The sequence below is a fragment of the Paenibacillus sp. J22P143 genome (assembly GCF_059692035.1).
On record NZ_JCAUAQ010000008.1, the window covers coordinates 44,275 to 63,732 of the forward strand.

The 19,458-nt window shown below is 46.7% G+C and carries 16 protein-coding genes; 4 read left to right on the plus strand and 12 right to left on the minus strand.

Annotated features, from left to right (window positions below; translation table 11 throughout):
* Positions 1-236: 236 nt before the first annotated feature.
* Positions 237-1,265, plus strand: a complete 1,029-nt coding sequence (locus AC58PQ_RS14375) for an alpha/beta hydrolase (protein ID WP_497242605.1) — start codon at positions 237-239, stop codon at positions 1,263-1,265.
* Between the two features lie 124 nt (positions 1,266-1,389).
* On the opposite strand, the gene AC58PQ_RS14380 is transcribed toward AC58PQ_RS14375, so the two are convergent.
* From AC58PQ_RS14380 to AC58PQ_RS14435, 12 genes are all read right to left on the minus strand, one after another.
* Entirely contained in the window at positions 1,390-6,036 is a 4,647-nt protein-coding gene (locus AC58PQ_RS14380) for an S-layer homology domain-containing protein (RefSeq protein ID WP_497242606.1), read from the minus strand.
* 118 nt (positions 6,037-6,154) lie between these two features.
* The gene (locus AC58PQ_RS14385; protein WP_497242607.1) at positions 6,155-6,748 is read right to left on the minus strand and encodes a response regulator; all 594 of its coding nucleotides are present in this window, start codon (positions 6,746-6,748) and stop codon (positions 6,155-6,157) included.
* 3 nt (positions 6,749-6,751) lie between these two features.
* Positions 6,752-7,972 carry a sensor histidine kinase gene (locus AC58PQ_RS14390; protein ID WP_497242608.1) on the minus strand — a complete coding sequence of 407 codons (1,221 nt, stop codon included), beginning with the start codon at positions 7,970-7,972 and terminating at the stop codon, positions 6,752-6,754.
* A 197-nt stretch (positions 7,973-8,169) separates the two neighbouring features.
* Positions 8,170-9,495 carry a deoxyguanosinetriphosphate triphosphohydrolase family protein gene (locus AC58PQ_RS14395; protein WP_497242609.1) on the minus strand — a complete coding sequence of 442 codons (1,326 nt, stop codon included), beginning with the start codon at positions 9,493-9,495 and terminating at the stop codon, positions 8,170-8,172.
* 259 nt (positions 9,496-9,754) lie between these two features.
* Complete coding sequence (folE, locus tag AC58PQ_RS14400) at positions 9,755-10,345, minus strand: GTP cyclohydrolase I FolE (protein WP_497242610.1); 591 nt, start codon at positions 10,343-10,345, stop codon at positions 9,755-9,757.
* A 25-nt stretch (positions 10,346-10,370) separates the two neighbouring features.
* On the minus strand, positions 10,371-10,592 hold the full coding sequence (locus tag AC58PQ_RS14405) for a YneF family protein (protein ID WP_028555371.1): 222 nt from the start codon (positions 10,590-10,592) through the stop codon (positions 10,371-10,373).
* A 78-nt stretch (positions 10,593-10,670) separates the two neighbouring features.
* Positions 10,671-11,702: an HD-GYP domain-containing protein gene (locus tag AC58PQ_RS14410; protein WP_497242611.1), complete on the minus strand. Its 1,032-nt coding sequence runs from the start codon at positions 11,700-11,702 to the stop codon at positions 10,671-10,673.
* A 34-nt stretch (positions 11,703-11,736) separates the two neighbouring features.
* A complete protein-coding gene (locus AC58PQ_RS14415) occupies positions 11,737-12,273 on the minus strand; it encodes a methylated-DNA--[protein]-cysteine S-methyltransferase (protein ID WP_497242612.1) in 537 nt (178 codons plus the stop codon).
* A 1-nt stretch (position 12,274) separates the two neighbouring features.
* Positions 12,275-13,447 carry a tRNA epoxyqueuosine(34) reductase QueG gene (queG, locus tag AC58PQ_RS14420; protein ID WP_497242769.1) on the minus strand — a complete coding sequence of 391 codons (1,173 nt, stop codon included), beginning with the start codon at positions 13,445-13,447 and terminating at the stop codon, positions 12,275-12,277.
* Positions 13,448-13,512: 65 nt separating this feature from the next.
* On the minus strand, positions 13,513-14,112 hold the full coding sequence (lepB, locus tag AC58PQ_RS14425; protein ID WP_497242613.1) for a signal peptidase I: 600 nt from the start codon (positions 14,110-14,112) through the stop codon (positions 13,513-13,515).
* Entirely contained in the window at positions 14,113-14,667 is a 555-nt protein-coding gene (locus tag AC58PQ_RS14430; protein ID WP_477589205.1) for a DUF402 domain-containing protein, read from the minus strand.
* A gap of 236 nt (positions 14,668-14,903) precedes the next feature.
* Positions 14,904-15,335, minus strand: a complete 432-nt coding sequence (locus AC58PQ_RS14435; RefSeq protein ID WP_497242614.1) for a GNAT family N-acetyltransferase — start codon at positions 15,333-15,335, stop codon at positions 14,904-14,906.
* Positions 15,336-15,642: 307 nt separating this feature from the next.
* Here AC58PQ_RS14435 and AC58PQ_RS14440 point away from each other — a divergent pair, with 307 nt between their 5' ends.
* From AC58PQ_RS14440 to AC58PQ_RS14450, 3 genes are read left to right on the plus strand one after another with little or no spacing between them, the layout of a single operon-like run.
* The gene (locus AC58PQ_RS14440) at positions 15,643-17,199 is read left to right on the plus strand and encodes a spore germination protein (protein ID WP_497242771.1); all 1,557 of its coding nucleotides are present in this window, start codon (positions 15,643-15,645) and stop codon (positions 17,197-17,199) included.
* Positions 17,196-18,296: a GerAB/ArcD/ProY family transporter gene (locus AC58PQ_RS14445; RefSeq protein ID WP_497242615.1), complete on the plus strand. Its 1,101-nt coding sequence runs from the start codon at positions 17,196-17,198 to the stop codon at positions 18,294-18,296. Before AC58PQ_RS14440 ends, AC58PQ_RS14445 begins: the two co-directional genes overlap by 4 nt.
* Positions 18,293-19,417 carry a Ger(x)C family spore germination protein gene (locus tag AC58PQ_RS14450; protein WP_497242616.1) on the plus strand — a complete coding sequence of 375 codons (1,125 nt, stop codon included), beginning with the start codon at positions 18,293-18,295 and terminating at the stop codon, positions 19,415-19,417. The genes AC58PQ_RS14445 and AC58PQ_RS14450 overlap by 4 nt, the downstream gene beginning before the upstream one ends.
* The last annotated feature ends 41 nt before the right edge of the window (positions 19,418-19,458 follow it).

Sequence of the window (19,458 nt, forward strand, 5' to 3'; positions counted from 1 at the left end):
ATAACGAAACTACATGGAACCGTAAAGCTTAAACACCTCTTTTTCCCATTATTACAGGACCGTTACAATAGGCTTACAAATGCCGCATCTCCATTGACTTGAAAGCGCATTCATACTACTATAAAAGTAAGAACCTAACTTATCAGAATATTTAAACAATTAAAACTCCCTTCACAATTTACACCTCTAACTCGCAGCATTTCACATACATATCTTCACGGAGGGAGGCTACATCGATGTCTATTACAACACTAAATCCTGGAACTGGATCGCTTCAACCCACACTTGATCAGGTGATCACGCAACCATTTTTACGCAGGAAAAAGCTAATCACCACGACTCTTTTAGCCTTATTAATTCTAAGTACATCGATCGTTCTCATCTTCCATGCTTATGTTGCCTGGACCTTAGCCCGGCCTCATATTGAGCCTCTACATTCGAATCCGATGAAGGCCGTTCGACTTCCTTATACAAACGTGTCCTTCCCGAGTCAAAATGGCACTTCGAAACTGGAAGGTTGGTTCATCCCCGCTGCTGGGGCGAATAAAACGGTTATTTTCTCGCATGGCTACGGCGGTAATCGCGAAGAAGAATGGGTTCCCTTGTACACCCTGGCCCGCGAGCTTCATAAACAGCAGTACAATGTTCTTATGTTTGACTATGGTTACGTGAATCCTAATAGCAGTCGCCTTATGACCGGCGGTGTTCAAGAATCACAAGAATTGCTTGGAGCCATTGATTATATCAAAGAGTCAACTGGCGGTTCGATCTTTATTTGGGGCTTTTCCATGGGGGCAGGTACTGCCTTGCAGACGGCTCTGCAGCAAAACGGGGATATTTCAGGGATGATTCTGGACAGCACATTTCTGCTGAACTCGGACACCCTTTATCAAAATATGAATCAAGTCGTGCATTTACCTAGATACCCTTCTCTACCGCTTGTAAGTTTATTCTTTCCTTTACTAAATGGCGTAAGCTTACAGGATGTTCCCTTCACCAAAGTAACTACAACGTCTTATGAGATGCCGATCTTCATGATCCATGGCACCAATGACAACAAAGCTCCACATAGCCTAGTCGAAACAATGTTCAAGCAGCAGCACAACACCGCCTCTAAGCTATGGATTCTTCCTAACGCACAGCATGAGCTTCTGTACCGTGCTGAGCCTAAAACGTATGTGCGCCGCACGATGGACTTCCTCGGCAGCATTAAGCCATCGGCCACATCCGAGCACGTTAACGCTGGTATTCCCTCCTCCCTATAAAATCGACCTCTGATGAGGTCGGTCTTTTTTTGTCTATTTGAGTTTTGGCAAAGCAAAAAGCACCGACCAATCTGTAGTAAGACTACATTGGGCGGTGCCTTTGCAAGGTAGATATACGTTTGCTTTACTTGCTCTTCTGTGCCAACAGGTTCAATAGAATCGTTACAGCCTCAGCTCTCGTCGCATGGTCTTGAGGAGCGAATTCATTGTCGCCCTTCCCTTGCACGATACCTGCTTGCTTCACGTAGGCAACGCTCGATTTCGCCCAAGCTGGGATGTCCTTGTCGTCGGTAAAGCCAGTTGCTGTATTCACTTCGTTTGACTTGCCCAGCGCGGCCGCGATCATCGCGGACATCTCCGTGCGTGTAATTTGAGCATCTGGACGGAAAGTGCCATCCTCATAACCACTAATAATGCCAGCTTGTACCGCTTGCGCGACTGCTTGCTGCGCCCAAGCTCCGATCTTCGCTGTATCTGTGAAAGTCAGTGTCGTACCTTCATCCTGCGGCTTCAATGCGTTCATCAGCATGACTGCAAATTCCGCACGCGTTACGGTTTTCTCAGGCTTGAACGTGCCGTCCGGATAACCTGTGATGATCCCGCCGCTTACTGCCTTCTTGATGTTCTCTTCAGACCAATGTCCAGCGATATCGCTAAAGTTAATCGTTGGATTTACTGGCAAAGTTGCCCCTCGACCAACAGCAAATACCGCATATTTCGTAAAATGGTTTACATTTACGGATATCTTATCACCGTTTACTTTACCGTCAGGAACCTCTACCCATTCCTTCTTCGTTTCGTCAAAATAGCATACGACTGCTCTTTGGTCGCCACTCAATTTGGCCGGATCGAATGAAAAGGTCAGTGTGACCAGCTTACTGAAGTTTTCCGAGAAGTTTTTTAGAATCTCAAAGATCGGGCTGGCTAGTACGTCTTTATTCGTTAAAAAATTTTGAGTTTCAAGCACTTTTTCGATTGTTAATTTCAATTCTTTATTTGTAGCACCTGCCGGTATAGAGAGTGTTACCTCTTGATTCAAGCTAACTTCGCCTGCTCTACCTAATGGCAGTGATAATGTACCGTCCGTTGAAGTTACAGGCGTAATGGTTGTTGGAGCTTCGCTGCCTCCACTTGATGGTGGTGTAACTGGCGCTGTTGATACTGTTACTGGGAATATCGCAGTTATAACGCCTGAATCGGCATTATTTGCTGCGTATGTAGCTCCTGCTACTGTAAAGAAGTTTTGAGCCACACCTGCTAACTTATATCCCGCTTTCGGTAGGATTGAAATCGTCGCTGTGTACGCTGTACCTCCAGCAAATGTTGCGTCCAAAGGCGACCACGTTATAGTTCCAGTGTAGTACGTTGTCTCCGTTATTGTAGGTACTGGAGTTGCCCCTGTCACTGGCGCTGTTACACCAGCTATAGCTGCTGTTGGGATTGTAACGAACATGGAAGTGTCTGCTGGCGACACTGCTAAATTACCAGTTGTTGCTGTACGACCTGATGCAGTGTGCGTAATTGTCACTGCTTGTCCATTGTTCCCTGCGACTGTCAACATCGCCCCATTCGCTGGACTTGCCGTATAACCTCCAGCCGTTCCATCTGTAAATGGTACTGTTGTTGACGAGCCGTCGTTATACGTCGCCGTGACTACCGTGCCGTTCAATGCCAACACATCATCTGTCGTTTCGATATAACTCATCTTCGTCGGCTGCGTAGTTACGGCTATGCTGTTTACAGCTAACGCGCCCGTTGCTGGGTAAGTTATCGTAAAGGTTACGTTATTTCCTACGCTTGTACCCGTTGTCGTAGTTGGCCCTACGGAAGCCGAACCTGCTACTGTCGGGCTGAATGCTCCTGCCTGGAATAATTTTGAATTCTTTGAGGTCAGTCTGACTGTCGCTGTATAGACTTGATCTGCCTTGAATTTACCGCCAGATGTTCTGGCTTCATTCCAAGTTACAGTTGTTACGCTGTAATCAGGGTTTGCTGTTGCTGTTTGTATCGCTGTCCTAGTTTGTGGGGTTGCACCTACTACTGGCGCAACGATAGTTACTGCTGCAGCAGTGATGTATGCATTTACTGATAAGGTATTCGTTGTTGCAGTTTGACTCGATTCCGTGTGTGTGATGGTTACCGGATTACCATTGTTGCCAGTTAATGTCAACGTCACTCCATTCGCTGGACTTGCTGTATAGCCTAAAGCTGTTCCATCAGTAAATGGCACCGTTGTTGTCGAACCATCATTATTCGTCTCTGTGACGACCATGCCGTTCAAAGCTAATACAGCATCTGTTGGTTCCAAATAACTCATCTTCGTTGGCTGAGTAGCTACCGCTATGCCAGTTACGGCTAAAGCTCCCGTTGCTGGGTAAGTTACCGTAAAGGTCACGGTATTTCCTACCCCTGTACCCGTTGTCGTAGTAGGTCCGACAGAAGCCGAACCTAATACGGTCGGGGTGAATGCTCCTTCTTGGAATACTTTTGTATTCTTTGAAGTCAGTACGAGTGTTGCTGTATACCCTTGACCTGCTTTGAATTTACCGCCAGTTGTTAAGGGTTCATTCCAAGTTGCACTTGTTACGAGGTAATCAGCGCTATTCGATGCTGTTTGAATCGCCGCCGAGTTTTGCGGGGTTGCACCCAGTGCTGGCGCAACAATGTTTACTGCTGCTGCGGCCATTTCCCACTTCGCATATAACGTCTTATTCCCTGTCATATTCGTTGTAAAATCGAATGGCGCACCACTTACATCACTTGTGCTGTACCACCCTCCGAATGTGTAGCCCATCATAGTCGGGGCAGTCGGTGTTGAAGCAGTTCCGTTAGGCATAACAGACTGATCTGCTACGGCCGTCCCACCGAAACTGTTGAAGCTTACTGTGTAGATGTCCGATAGTTTTTTAACTTTATTATGATAAGTGTCAGCCACATACACGACACCATCACTTCCTATGGCTACACCACCCGGACGATCAAATATTTCCGTACTCGTGATGTCCTCCCAGGTACTGCCTGCTGCACTCGTCAGTTTTTGAATTCTATTAGTTGTAAAATCACTCACATACACCGTGCCGTCACTGTCTACTGCTATACCATTCGGATTAGCAAACACTCCCGTACCGGTGATGTCCTCCCATGTGCTGCTTCCACTCGGTAGTTTTTTGATTTTGCCACTTCCAACATGAGCCACATACACCGTGCCGTCACTACCTATTGTTATAGCCTTTGGCACCGAAAATTCATCATTAATGGCGATGTCAATCCAGTCACTTGCTCCACTCGGCAGCTTTCTAATCATGTTACGATTCGTATCTGCCACATACACCGCGCCGCCATTGTCTACGGCTATACTATTCGGATAGCTAAATAATCCCGCACTCGCGATGTCAACCCAATCAGTTGCTCCAACCGGCATTTTTCTAATCATGCTAGTATTCGTATCAGCCACATACAACGTGCCGTCATTACCTACCGTCACACCCTGCGGACTTTGTAATGATGCTGTACTTGTGATGACATCCCATGTACTGCTTCCGCTCGGTCGTTTTTTAATTTGGTTATTAGCAGAATCAGCTACATACACCGCGCCGTTAGTGCCTATTGCAACACCACCTGGCATGTAAAATCCTCCTGCACCCGGGGTGGAGTCAATGTCAACCCAAACTTTCCACTTCGCATATAAAGTTGTATCCGCTGTAATCGCAGTTGTTTCAAAGTTGAATGGGGTGCCACTTAGGTCACTTGTGCTATACCATCCACCAAACACCGAGCCCGTCTTGGTCGGAGCAATAGGCGCTGTTGTAAAAGAAAAGCCGTTAGGAATAACATCTTGAGCAGCAACATTTGCCCCTCCGTTGCTATCGAAGCTTACCGTATAGGGGCTAGACAGCTTTTTAATTCGATTATTATTCGTATCTGCCACATACACGGTGTCATTACTGCCTATTGCTATACCCTGCGGATTGTTGAATCCTCCCGCACTGTCGATGTCCTCCCATGTATGACTTCCACTTGGACGTTTTTTAATTATCCCAGTAGGTTCTACAATATACAGGGTACCGTCACTGCTTACTGTAATTTCACAATTATAAGACGAACATACTGTGCCGTTAGTGATGTCAATCCATGCGTCGCTTCCGCTTGGCAGTTTTTTAATCATATTCTCATGATCTTTCACATACACGGCACCGTCACTGCCTACCGCTATATAACGCGGATAGTAAAAAGCTCCATTACTAGTGATGTCAACCCATGTGTTGCTTGCGCTTGGCAATTTTTTAATCTTTGAATGATTATCATCAGACACATACACCGTGCCGTCACTACTTACTGCTACATCACCCGGATACGCAAGTTCTCCCGGACTGGATATGTCAACCCATGTACCGATTCCATGCGACAGTTTTTTGATTGTTTGGTTCAAAGTATCGGCTACATACACGGTGCCGTCACTGCCTACTGCTATGCCACGCGGACTGTTAAATACTGCACCATTGGTGATGTCCACCCAAGTGCTGCTTCCGCTCGGCAGTTTTTTAATTTGATTATTTCCAAAATCAGACACATACACGGTGCTGTCACTACCTACTGCTACACTCCACGGACTACTAAATCCTCCTGCACCCGTAATGTCAACCCAAGCTTTGGGCGCCGATGCAGCATGAGCCGCTCCCCCCTCCATAAATATCTGGATCATCGGAAGGATAACCAGTACGAAACTCATTAGCATAGCTGTTAATCTCTTCTTATTGATTACATGTTTCATATTCTTCAACTCCCGTTCCTTCATGTCACTTTCTGTCGTATTTTTCAACTATAAAACTTTCATTCCAAAAAAATAACTACCCAAATGGGTAGTTTATTGGTGAAACTATGTTTGAATATTATCCAATTATCCCTAATTCTCTAGCACGTTGCAGCGCTTGCACGCGGTTGATGACGCTAAGCTTTTTGTACACATTTTTGATATGAAACTTGACGGTTTCTGCTGTAATATTCAGTCGAAGGGCGATTTCCTTGTTCGACAATCCATCCGCAATCAACCGCAGCGCCTTCACTTCCTGCTCGGTTAGTATGTCTTGAGGGACCTCTGTGAAGGTCTTGGTAGGCACATGGCGACGTCTCTTCATGATCTTGTCCAATGTTTTCGACAGCCGCTGTGCGATCACAGGCTTCATCACATAATCTAAAGCACTCATCTCGAAAGCTTGAACGGCATAATCGTCATAGGCGGTTACAAAGACCACGTCTATCGTATCATCGAGATCCATCAACAGGCTGGAAAGCTGCATACCGTCCATTTCCGGCATGGAAATATCCAGAAATGCAAGTTGTATCGGATTCTCCTTCACAAATTCATAGGCTTCTAGTGGATTCAGAAACGTACAGCAAATTTCGATCCCGCCGATTTCGGATACGATTTTCTTCAAAAGCTTCGCTGGTAATTCTTCATCATCCACGATTATGGCTCGCAGCATGCTTTAATCTCCAATCTGTTTGAACGGTCCAGAGGGTATTTCGAAAAAAATACTCGTGCCTGTGCCTTCTGAGCTTTCAATACGAAGACTTTTCCCATATAGCAGTTGAATGCGCTGTCTAATGTTCCACAGCCCTACGCCCTTCTTGTTCGCTCTCGGTTTAAGTATTTCCGCTAGTTTGGTTTGACTCATACCGCATCCATTGTCTTCTATGGTAAAGCTAACCGCGGCGGATGTTTCCTGTTTCACAGCTATTTTTACGGTTCCCCCACGCAAATTGGACATCAAGCCATGTCTTATGGCATTCTCCACCAATGGCTGCACAATCAGCGATGGAATTCGGATATCCGGATCGGCATCCACATCGTACTCCACATGCAATCTGGCCCCAAATCGTACTTTTTCGATATTGACATACGCTTTTACCAGTTCCATTTCATTCTGTAAAGTTGTTAGTGTATCCAATTGCTTGAAGTCGAAGCTGCTTCTCAAATACTGCGAAAGATCGATCGTCAATTCTCCCGCTTTACGAGGCTCGTCGATGCAGAGCGCAGCAATAGAACTCAGGGTATTGTACAGAAAATGCGGTTTGATCTGGGATCGCAAAAAGGCGATTTCCGCATCCTTCGCGTCTGCTTTCATCTGTTGAATCTTGCTGATCATTCCATTGATCGTTTCTTTTAAAGAAACGAAGAACAACACAGCCGTTGCAGCTATCATGAAATAAATGGAATGAACCCTTAGAGCATCTGCTGTAACGCCTATAATAGAAAACCCCATTATTTCCCCAACAATACAATAATAGAAGGATAGGAGAACCGCAATTTGTATTCTCTTTTTCTTCTGTGCTTTAATGAAATATTTTTGAAAGATTAACATAATCGGCATGCTGAATACAAGCGTCAGACACGTCGTATAGAATCCCAAATTAAACCCAATATACCATCGGTATAGGATGATAAGCGCAGCTAAGACTACGCCTGTTCGTACGCCGCCATATAATGTTCCCAACAGTAAGGGAACGATTCGAATATCCATACGGATGCCGGTGGTAATATGGACAGGGAAAGTCATACATAAAAGGATGGCTAGTCCCATGAGTACGGTTAGAATGGCCTTTTCGTGCTTATGGCCCTCCGACCTTTCCGCAACAAATATTTGAAAAGCGAATATAAGCGATGTTATAAGTGAAATTGGTGTTAAAAAGTCCTTTATAATGTTCATAGTCAACCTATCACCTATTTCGTTAAGTATCCACAGAAACTATTGGTTTTACTTGCGCTTTTTCTTATTTAGTATATCTCATTTTGCTTAACAGCGCTCCACGTACGCCCTCTCACAAGAAAGAGGAGCGTGTGCAACCCGCACACACTCCCCTCTCACAACGCGCTGGCTCCTGCCGCGCTGCCAAGACAGCCTCTTCAATCCATCTCATAAATCGATCCGGATTTACTCGCAAACAGCTCCGCATATACCTTCTCCGCATACGCGTCGGTCATGCCAGAGATATAGTCCGCCACGAAGCGCGGCCAGCTCCAATTGCTAGTGCTGCTACGACGCTCGTAGCTATCGATCCAGTCGGGTGGAATGATCCACTGTCCCTTCTCCTGATCGATGAAGCTGTCCCAGAGACGCTCGACGATGATCTCGCTGCGCTTTTGCAGGCGCAAGACGCGGAAATCCTTAATCAGCGTGACCCACGCCAGCTTCTTGAGGATTTCCATCGTCCGCAGCAGGTCCATATCCTCCGCGCCTTCTCTGACGAGGGCGACTTTCTTCCAGCCGCGTTCCGTATCGTCGATAATGTCGAGGCGACTAGCGAAAGAACTGACCCAGCGAGCTTTCATCTCTCTGCGCGTCCGGGATTCCTCGCGGTTGCACTCGGCAAAGATGATCTCCCATTGCTCCAAATAATCATGCAGTACGCGTCTCACCATCTGCTCGATATCGACTTGTTCCCAGCCGAATTTATGCTGATTCGGGTCATTCAAAATCTCCATCACGAGATGGCGAATCAATCGTTGATCCTCAAAAAAGGTGGCGTTCATTTGAATCTTACCTGCCCGGATGCCATCCTCTATATCGTGTGTGGAATAGGCTATATCATCACATAAATCCATCAATTGCGCTTCCAATGTGGAGCAACCCACCGGCATTTTCCAAATGTCACGCAGCTCACGAATAATGTCCCACTCCGCCCCGTATACCCCCTTGAGGCGCCCCTCTTCCTCGATGAGGAAGGGATATTTATTGATTCCAAGAAGCACGGCTGCCGTCAGATCTAAGCCGCTCTCGCTGCCTGCTCGCTTTTCCAGAAACATGAGGATCCGAAAATTTTGCGCATTGCCTTCGTATTTCAAGCCGTGGTCCTTCATCAGGATATGATTGAGCACTTCTTCGCCCTTATGACCAAAAGGCGGGTGACCGAAGTCATGCGCAATGGATGAACACTCGACCACGGTCGGATCAATGATCAGGCCTGGATGCTCTCTTTTGCTCAAAAAGGGATTCGTCCGTTCTAAGCGCTTCGCTACTTCTCGCGCAATCTGTGCGACCTCCAAGGAGTGTGTCAACCGTGTCCGATAGTAATCGCCCGAGCCCGCTCCGAACACCTGAGACTTCCCCTGCAGACGCCGAAAAGTCGGTGATTGAATCAACCTTGCATAATCCCGCTCAAATTCATCCCGTTCTTCACTCCATTTTGAGGAAGCTGCCTCACCAGGCCGAAATTTCCGTATGTTGTTCATATGCTTGCCTCCTCTAGCCCTCTAGCGCTGTAGGGCGCCGATCTCATCCGTATCCTGCTGTTTCAAGCCATCCATCATTCTTCTATCAGTTTATGCGAGAGCATGTACGATAGTCACTATTTGAAGTGGCCGATATCATAAGGATTATTAAGTTAAAAGGATACTATATTCCTCATGCCCCAACAAGCCTTACTTGCTGTAAACGTGAAAAAAGGGAATGCTGCACAAGACCGTTGTCTCCATGCACATTCCCTCGCTCTTATGATTTAATTAAGGATAGAAATTCGGAACGAAGTGTCGCATCTTTACGGAAGGAGCCGCGTACAGCAGATGTTACGGTTTGGCTGCCGTATTTCTTCACGCCTCTTGCGCACATGCACATATGCTCGCCTTCAACGACAACCATGACGCCATGCGGCTTCAGCACTTCAGCCAAAATATCAGCAATTTCGGATGTAATCCGTTCTTGTACCTGCAGCTTGCGTGTAACGACATCGACCAAACGCGCAAATTTACTGAGACCCGCCACTTTACCGCTCGGTAAGTAACCCACATGGACTTTTCCAAAGAAAGGCGCCATATGGTGCTCACACTGGCTGTAATAGACGATATCTTTGATGATGACTAGTTCTTCATGCTGTTCATCAAAGGTGACCCCGAGGACTTCACGAGGATCTGCAGCATACCCTGCGAAAATCTCTTCATACATGCGTGTTACACGAGCTGGCGTTTCCAATAGCCCTTCCCGATCTACATCTTCACCAATCAAGCGCAAAATCTCACGAACATGACTTTCGATCTGTTCGCGATTCTCCGCGACTCTTTCATTTTTATAATCGATGGATGCCATCTTCTCTACCACTCCACCCTATTTCTTATTTCCGCTTTTGGTTAAAGTTTTGGTTTTTCATCATTTGCTGTGCTTTATTCAATTGTTGCTTATTCATGTTGTAGCCCATTTGCTTCGCCATTTTGGCAAGCATTTCAGGATTGTTCTGCATGGATTCGAGCTGTCTCTTCAAATAGAACACACCAATAAAGAAACCGCCAACCAAACCAACAATCAACGTGAGAATGGGAATCAAATAACTCCACATAACCTATGCCCCCTGCTTATACATTATTAGAATAGAATGCTTGTTCTATCATATCATTACTGTTCCTCGGTTTACAAATTAAAGCACTTGTTCGATGAATACCGTCGTTTCCTTGGCTAAATCGACTTCTTTGATCTCGAGCACTTTGTCTGTCGCATCCTGCTTCACAATCCGAATAATCGGTCGTGTTGGAAGTCCTCTATGTTGACCCACCACAACGCCCGTCTCCCGATTGGTTAGCTTAACCGAACTACCTGTGGGATAGATCGAAACTATTTTCAGGAATTGAATCAACACATCGCGATCCAGCTTCGTCTCAGCCAACGCCAACATATATTCACAGGCTTCATGCGGCAGCATGCGGCGACCCGCAGACATATCGAATAGCAAATTGTCGTACATATTGGCGACGGCCGTTATTTTGGCATAAAGATGAATGTCTTCACCCATTAGCCCCCTAGGAACGCCTTCGCCATTCAATGCCTCATGATGCTGGAACGCGACATGTGCAATGAGCAGATTGAACTCCCGCTTATTCTTCAATAGCTCAAACCCGCGCCACGTATGATGTCGCCGCGGATCCTCCGAATTATCGTCCGTAAGCAATTCCACTTTCCCTATATCGTGCAGCAGTGCCCCCATAGCCAGATCTTTCAATTGGGTCGCATTCATCCCCATATTCATCCCGATGAGCACAGACATCATACACACGTTCATGGCATGGATATACATTTGATTATCCTGCGAACGGATATCATTCAGCTGCACGAGAACATCGCGATTTTTCATAATCTCATCCAGCAGCGTATTGATCGTCATACTGACGTTCCGCGAATTAAAATCTTTACCCGACTGAATAGAGGCGAACGTCTGTCCCATTTGCGTCATGACAAGACGTTTCGTTTCATCCGAAAGAATTTCCGGGATTTCCACATCCGCCAGATTCGGGTCCTTGATATAAATCATCGTCACGCCAATACGATTCAGCGTATTAATCATAAATACGGTTAGCTGCACATTCTCCGCAAGCAAAATAGCCCCATTACTGGAATAAATCGTACGTCCCAGATATTGACCAGCCTCTACAGAATCCAAATGCACATATTTCATAGGATTCACTCCACATGTTGTAGTTGTTGAACTTCTATGTTAGCAATGTTCGTTGTTCCAAATCTAATAAGTGCACTTTGGTCGGAAGGCCTCCACCATACCCTACAAGATCTCCACTTGCTCCAATAATGCGATGACAAGGGATGATGACAGGAATCGGATTTTGATTATTCGCGCCCCCTACAGCTCTTACAGCCTTAGGCGAGCCAATAGCTCCTGCAATGTGCTTATATGAGGCAGTATCTCCGTAAGGGATCGTTTGCAGGGCTAGCCAAACACGCTTCTGGAAATCAGTCCCCTGCAGATCCAGTTCCCCTTCAAAGCTTTCTCGTTCTCCCTTAAAATACTGCGTTAACTGCTCAGCTACGATCGTTAGCTGCTCCGCATTTTCGCTAAGCTCAAACGCCCCATACCAACGACGAACCCACCCCTCACGTTGCTCTCGGTTCTTCTCAAACGTACCGAACTCAACCTTGCACAGCCCTTTCGGAGATGCCACTAGAACAAGGGGACCGATGGGTGAATCGATCTCGGTATAGGTAAGCGGGACAACCTCCTGAGGCGGTTTCATCTTATTCCTCCTGTACGACCACCGCTTCGCTGTTCTGTCCAGCAATGGCCTTCTCGATGTCCTTCTGCACCTGCGGCTCTTGCTCAGCCGCAGCAGCTTTGTCTAAGGCTGCGCAAGCTTCTGCGCCGCCGATTCGCCCTAGTGCCCACGCTGCGGTAGCCCGGATCTCCGGGCGAGGATCGCTCAGCAGCAGGTCTCGAAGGACCGGCACCGCTGACGCGTCCTTGAAATTGCCGAGCGCGATAATCGCGTTGCGCTGGATTGGTTTTTTGCCGCGCCAGGATGCCGCGATGCGCCCGTACTGCTCTTTGAAATCCTTGTTCGACATCGTGAGCAAGGGAATGAGCAACGGCTTGACCTTCTCAGGGTCAGGCGTTAGCTCTGGATGATGCGTCCAGTTCATCCCCTTGTTCTTCGGACAGACGACCTGGCACGTATCACAGCCATAGAGTCGGTTGCCGATTTTGCGTTTGTATTCGTCATCCACATACCCTTTGGTCTGTGTGATGAAAGAGATGCAGCGGCTCGAATTGAGCTGCCCCGGGCCGACTAGCGCCCCTGTGGGACAAGCATCGATGCAAATCGTGCAGTCTCCGCATTGGTCCATGATCGATATATCGGATTCGAACGGGATGTTCGTGATCATTTCGCCCAAATACACCCACGATCCCCATTCGGGGGTGATGACGGCGCAGTTTTTGCCGCTCCAGCCGATACCGGCACGTTCGGCGACAGCACGGTCGACCAGGGCACCGGTGTCGACCATGCTCTGCAGCCTCGCCCCTGGCACGCGCTGGGCGATGAAGGCCTCCAGCTTCGCGAGCCGATCGCGAAGCACGTCGTGGTAGTCGCTCCCCCACGAGGAGCGCGAGATCATGCCCCGATAAGCCCCAGGCTCGGATCGGGGCGGGTTCGGCAGCTTCGACGGGTACGCGACGGCGATTGAAATGATCGACCGCGGTGCCTCGAAGCTAAGCTCGGGATGCACCCGCTTCTCGATATCCGGCTCCTCGAAGCCGGATTCGAAGCCCTTCTCCCTGTGGCGGAGAAGGATGTCTTTCAGTTCGTGGAATGGCTCCGCGGAGGTGAAGCCGATTTTATCAATACCGAGAGAGGGTGCGGCTTCTACGATCTCTTGTTGCAGCTTTCGCCAATCTGTTCTTGCTTCATTGATGCTGGAATCACCAGAAACCGCCAACCCACTCACCTCTCTCTTCTATTTTGATGTCTTTCTTGGACTTACAACTTGCCGACCATGTCTAATGGCCACAGTACGAACTCCGCCCGTCCTTGGACGAGACTGGTCGGTATGACCCCGAACATGCGGCTGTCTGCACTCGCCGCCAGGTGGCGATTATCGCCCATTACGAAGATTTGGCCCTGTCCGACCGCGATCGGCCCGAAATCCCCATCCTCGATGAGCGTATCCGCATACGGCTCCGTGACTTTATCGCCGTTCAGATAAAGAGCTCCATCGCGGCTCTGCACCTCATCGCCTGAGATGCCGATGACCCTTTTGACTAATAAAGGGTTCTGGGGTAAGGCAAGCTTCTCAGGCTCCTTAAGAATAACGATTTCGCCGCGCCCCGGAGGTTTCAAATACGTAATGGCTTTATTCACGAACAGCCACTCACCATCCCCGAGTGTCGGGTCCATCGAGTGACCGCGCACGGTCGATAAATTGAAGCCGAATTGATGAACAATGATAACAACAAGAAGAGCTACGAGAATGGATTTCGTCCAATCCCACAGCTCATGCGTGAAGCTTTTCGATTCTTGAACATGCCTCGGCGCCGAAACAATCTTATTGGAATCTTCTTGCCCTACGAAGAAGCTCATTTATCCGCCCCCGTTCTTATACTTTTCCCATTGCTCGTAATAATAGATCACCATATCATCCTGGAAAGGGGGCTTGTCCTCATTAACTAACGCCAGCAGCGCTGCAAGCCCTTCTTTCACCTTCGTCTCCACAAGGGACGAGTAGTGGTAGCCCAGCTTATGACGCTCGTATTCATCTTGATCCACAATATGTACGGTTCGATCCGGCAAGCGAATCACATCTAGATCATAATCAATATAGGTTAATACCTGCTGATTCACATACAGAGGAGAGGCTACATTACAATAATAGCGTACCCCAGACTCCTCCATGAGAGCAACAATATTAAACCACATTTTCGGTATGAAAAAAGAAACCCCTGGAATGCGACTGACCCACTCCTTGCCATCCGCTTCTTGAATCTTAGTCTGACTATTGATGAACACTAGCATGCCCTGTTTCTGATGCTCTTCATGGAGCATACTTGGAGGAACCCGCCAATTGGTCAACCACATGCGATGTAGATGCCCGTCGTGTTTGAAGCTTTTTATCACATACGGCGTGAAATTATCCATGTTCAAAGCTCCTCTATAAATTGCTGCCGAAACGTCACCTTATTATACTAGAAAAGCATATCTGACCCCCAATTGCAATGGCGGCACAGATATGCTTCCTATAAGCCAAACCTATTTATTTCCAAATATTGGTTATGATGTGTTACACACGATAAGTCGGCTATATTTCTAGATAAACGCTCCCGTCCAAGGAGGACGGCGGAGTCGTTTATTGTGCTACCGTGCCGAGCGAGAGACTATACACTTACTTTCTTCACAATGCTGAGCCGATGTGCTGCTCTGGAAAAGTCAACTGTACTGTAGCCAGCGGACTCATACACAGGCAGCACCATTTCATTGTGTACATCTACCGTTACCATAATTTTCTTCACATTCCGCCCGAGAAACCGCTGCTTCATTGCCTCGATCAAAGCTTTGCCAATACCCTTACGTTGATATGCTGTTGCGACTGCGATCCTATAGAAGTAGCCATTGTTATTATCAATCGTGCCGATAATCATGCCTACGACTTGATCTTCTTCTTGAGCGATTAAAACAAGCTCCGTGTCCCACGATAGCTGGCGTGCGAAGGCTTCAATCGTCTCCTCATAGCAGGTTTCCGACAGAACGTCTTCTAGAAGTTCTTTAACCGAAGAGGTATCACCAAGCTGAAATGAACGAACATGCATACGGTTCTCTCCCAATTCCATATTAATTTGTAGCGATTAATTTTCTGGTAAAGAAGTAAATACGACAAAAAAACACGAAATCCTGCTGAAAATGTGATGAAATTCACAAAAAACTTTGTTTTTTTCGGTTTTTCTCGTGAAAGCGCTTATATGCAAGCGTTTTCACTAATTTTTTCTGATTATTCCCCATGCCTTTGACCTCACTTTTGCTCGAGTTTACCCTCGCCTATAGGACGCATAAAATGACGCGTGCCAAGGAACAATGATAGACAGCATCTGAAAAAAGAGAATTTATGGGATGGTTGACATGAAACTGATCCGCCGTTTATTTAAAGCCGCACATCGGATGATTGAAGAAAGCTCGGAAAACCAACAGGAAACGCCAACATCTGAGAGCATCGAAATTTCCACAAGCCTATCCGACAATATAGATCACCTCTCCACGATTTTCAGTGACACACCTGATTTGATCGTTCGAACATTCACGTATAAACAATCCGGAGCCCCGGCAGCACTGGTCTATCTGGATGGTCTTGTAGATAAAAATTCCATTAATAATAACGTCCTGCATACGCTTATGTTTTACACGACGAGCGATAACAAGGATGAGATACCAGTCGCTCTAGGGGACCTCCAAAGCCTCATTGCTTGGGCAGCGGTTGAGTCGGCTATATTGTACGGCTATAGCGTTCTTTTCATTGATGGGCAAGCCCATGCTTTTTCCTTAGAAACACAAGGCTGGCCGCAGCGAGCTATTTCGGATTCTCAGATTGAAGCCTCGCTGAAAGGCGCTCATCAAGGCTTCATCGAAACAGGCAGTCAAAATATTGCCTTAATTCGTCGATACATCTCCAGCCGAGAGCTGAAAATAAAAGAGTTCCTTGTCGGAAACAGGACCAAAAGCAAAGTTTCCATCCTGTATTTAGAAGATGTTGCACTTCCTGACATACGTCTTGAATTAGAGCGTCGTATCTCGAGCTTACAGGTGGATTGCGTCTTAAATACGGGCGAACTGGCGGAATTAATTGAAGATAACCCCTTCTCCCTGTTTCCGCAAATGATTACCACCGAACGGCCGGACACTGCCGCATCCCAGCTGCTGCAAGGGCGATATTGTGTCGTTGTGGATCGATCATCGAGTGTATTGATTGCACCCGTAGGTTTAGCAGCCTTCTTCCAGGGTATTGATGATTACAGCACGCGTTGGCCCGTTGCTACCTTCTTTCGACTGCTTCGTTTCTTCGCCTGTATCATCGCTGCGTTTCTTCCGGCTTTCTATATTGCCTGCGTTTCATTTAACCATGAGTTGATTCCCTTGGACTTGATTTTGTCGATCGGGGAGTTTCGATCAGCGGTCCCCTTTCCACCTTTTATGGAGGCGCTCATCATGGAGATTATGCTCGAAATGCTAAGAGAGGCAGGCGTCCGTCTTCCTGCGCCGGTTGGCCAAACTGTGGGGATCGTAGGAGGTATAGTCATTGGACAAGCCGCTGTTCAAGCGGGCATAGTGAGCAACCTCATGGTCGTCGTCGTTGCATCTACGGCGGTTGCATCCTTCATTCTTCCTAACTATGACATGGCAGCTTCTGTTCGTTTGATTCGGTTCCCGATGATGACGATTGCATCCCTGTACGGAATCGTTGGGATTATGGCAGGCGCAATGGTCATACTAGCTCACCTCATTAGTTTAAAATCACTTGAAGAGCCGTATAGCGCCCCTCTTGCACCGCTGCGAATGACGGACTGGAAAGATGTTTTCATCCGCCTGCCGCTCAAAAAAATGGTCCACCGACCCCAAAGTGTACGCACGCTTCAAAAACGTCGATACGGCATGATGAAAAAGGAAGGAGATGACTCTTCATGAATCCAGGTAAAGGTAATCAGATTACGCTCTTTCAGTATATTTTGCTTATTCACAGTGTTCAACTAGGTATTGGCCTTATCCCTTTGCCTGGCGATCTTGCGAAAGGCTGCGGTACGGATGGATGGATTGTATTAATCATCGGATGGCTTGTTTCTATGGCTAGCAGCCTGATTATCATTCAGATCATGCAAAGGCACCCCAATGGCACGATCATTGACTTATTGAGTCATTACTTTGGAAAATGGGTTGGAAAAGTAGGAATGATTATGTTTGTCGTCTATTTCCTCCTCTTCATCTATTTAATTTATAATCGCATGGCCCTGCTACTTCAGAATTGGATTATGCAGCAAACCAATCCAGCCGTTCTCATGCTGCTGTTCCTTCTTCCAGCTTATATGATCGCCAGAGGTGGATTTCGCATCATTGGGCGCTATTCTGAAATTCTCCTTGTCCTTTCTAGCGGTTTAATATTAACTTCCCTCTATCTATTCAAATATGCGCAATGGATTCATCTGCTTCCCATCCTGAAACATGGCTGGATCCCCATCTTACAAACCGTAAGAACCAACATTCTGTCTTTTATTGGGTTCGAGATTGCCTTCTTTCTATATCCGTACTTAGAAAAAAAAAACTCTGCATCCCTCGGCATCATTATTGCGAACTCGATTACCTTCTTTATTTACATGTTGTTTACAATACTTGCTTTTGTCAATTTCAGTCCGGACGAAATCACGCAATACCATAATACACTCATCTCTTTATTCAAAATCATTGAGTTTCGTTTCTTGGAACGCTTTGATATTTTAATCCTCTCCACCTACTTACTCATTATCGTAAGAACTTTCATTCCTGTGCTGTATGCAACTGTTATTTGTACACAGCAGCTTGGGTTCAAAGGGCAGCCCCGACTGCACATCCTCCTCATACTTGTCGTTATGGTTGGCATCACAATGATTTGGAATCCTGGTTGGAATGACAGTATGCGGTTAAAAGATGTCGTTCAAACTATCGGAATCGGGATTGCTTTTGTTATGCCACCGCTCTTATGGGTCATTCTAGCTGGCATGCGTCGAATCTCAAGGAGGTCATCCCCATGAAGCCGATGCGAACAAGCCTTATTTTATTCCCGCTTTTCGCTCTCTTCATTTTGATATCTAGTTGTAAAGATCGAATGCCCTTAGAAAATATTACGCTTGTTCTCATGGTCGGGTTGGATTTAGATAAGGATAATAACCTCGTCATTTATGCATCAAGCCCCGTTTTTAACAAGGAAGCCAAAGAGAAAAATGAAGTCACAAAAGTATCATCAATTAACGTAAGGGATAGCCGAAACGAATTTGACACGCGAGCTTCAGCGCTTATTAGCGCAGGTAAAATCCAAAATGTGCTCATTAGCAAACGTATTTTGGCCCATGACGACTGGTTCAAACTGATGGATGTCTTCTACCGTGACCCCAAAACATCTGAAACAGCCAGAGTGATCGCTGTCGAGGGCTCCGTCGAGGAGATTATTAACTTTGCGCCAGCAGATAAACGGAGAATGTCCTTGCATATTGCCAAGCTCCTGGACACCGCTCATATGCGCAACTTGGTACAAGTCACAACACTATTTGACCTTCATCGGCACATGTATGAGAAAGGCATTACTCCCTACTTAACCTCCCTTCGGAAAGATACGGAAGTTGTGGCAGCGGGCACGCTGCTTTTGAGTAAAAAAGGAAAGTATGCATACACCATCAACAATAACGAAAATCAACTTCTTCAAATGCTGCAAAAGGAGAAAAATGGCGCTCTATCCATATCCGTTACGCTTCCTGAAGAGAACGGCGATTCCATCTTTGACACAGGCACGCTCAGCTTCTATGCGTTTCGTGTAAAAAGGGACATTAAAGTCACCTTCGAGCAAAATAAGTTCGTTTTTGATATCCAATGTTCCATGCCTATTCAATTGACTGAAAAACCTTTCACCTTCGATGTGAGGAATGATGCGTCTAAACTTGAAGCTGAGATCAATCAGCAGCTAGAAGCGAAAATGAAATCGCTAGTTACCAAGATGCAAAAGCATGAAATTGATCCTATCGGACTTGGCTTGTATGCACGTGCCTATCAATTCAAGGCATGGGAGCACGTACAGGATGAGTGGGGTCATGCGTTTTCGGAATCCGAAGTACGTATACACGTAAAGACGAAAATAAAGAATATGGGTGAAACCCTATAAAGCATGTATGAGATGCGTGAAAAAACACCATCTTATAGGAG

Bases quoted from the DNA above. Each gene is read 5' to 3' on its own strand.
- AC58PQ_RS14375 (WP_497242605.1), top strand. From the start codon at position 237: ATGTCTATTACAACACTAAATCCTGGAACTGGATCGCTTCAACCCACA.
- AC58PQ_RS14380 (WP_497242606.1), bottom strand. From the start codon at position 6,036: ATGAAACATGTAATCAATAAGAAGAGATTAACAGCTATGCTAATGAGT.
- AC58PQ_RS14385 (WP_497242607.1), bottom strand. From the start codon at position 6,748: ATGCTGCGAGCCATAATCGTGGATGATGAAGAATTACCAGCGAAGCTT.
- AC58PQ_RS14390 (WP_497242608.1), bottom strand. From the start codon at position 7,972: ATGAACATTATAAAGGACTTTTTAACACCAATTTCACTTATAACATCG.
- AC58PQ_RS14395 (WP_497242609.1), bottom strand. From the start codon at position 9,495: ATGAACAACATACGGAAATTTCGGCCTGGTGAGGCAGCTTCCTCAAAA.
- folE (WP_497242610.1), bottom strand. From the start codon at position 10,345: ATGGCATCCATCGATTATAAAAATGAAAGAGTCGCGGAGAATCGCGAA.
- AC58PQ_RS14405 (WP_028555371.1), bottom strand. From the start codon at position 10,592: ATGTGGAGTTATTTGATTCCCATTCTCACGTTGATTGTTGGTTTGGTT.
- AC58PQ_RS14410 (WP_497242611.1), bottom strand. From the start codon at position 11,702: ATGAAATATGTGCATTTGGATTCTGTAGAGGCTGGTCAATATCTGGGA.
- AC58PQ_RS14415 (WP_497242612.1), bottom strand. From the start codon at position 12,273: ATGAAACCGCCTCAGGAGGTTGTCCCGCTTACCTATACCGAGATCGAT.
- lepB (WP_497242613.1), bottom strand. From the start codon at position 14,112: ATGAGCTTCTTCGTAGGGCAAGAAGATTCCAATAAGATTGTTTCGGCG.
- AC58PQ_RS14430 (WP_477589205.1), bottom strand. From the start codon at position 14,667: ATGGATAATTTCACGCCGTATGTGATAAAAAGCTTCAAACACGACGGG.
- AC58PQ_RS14435 (WP_497242614.1), bottom strand. From the start codon at position 15,335: ATGCATGTTCGTTCATTTCAGCTTGGTGATACCTCTTCGGTTAAAGAA.
- AC58PQ_RS14440 (WP_497242771.1), top strand. From the start codon at position 15,643: ATGAAACTGATCCGCCGTTTATTTAAAGCCGCACATCGGATGATTGAA.
- AC58PQ_RS14445 (WP_497242615.1), top strand. From the start codon at position 17,196: ATGAATCCAGGTAAAGGTAATCAGATTACGCTCTTTCAGTATATTTTG.
- AC58PQ_RS14450 (WP_497242616.1), top strand. From the start codon at position 18,293: ATGAAGCCGATGCGAACAAGCCTTATTTTATTCCCGCTTTTCGCTCTC.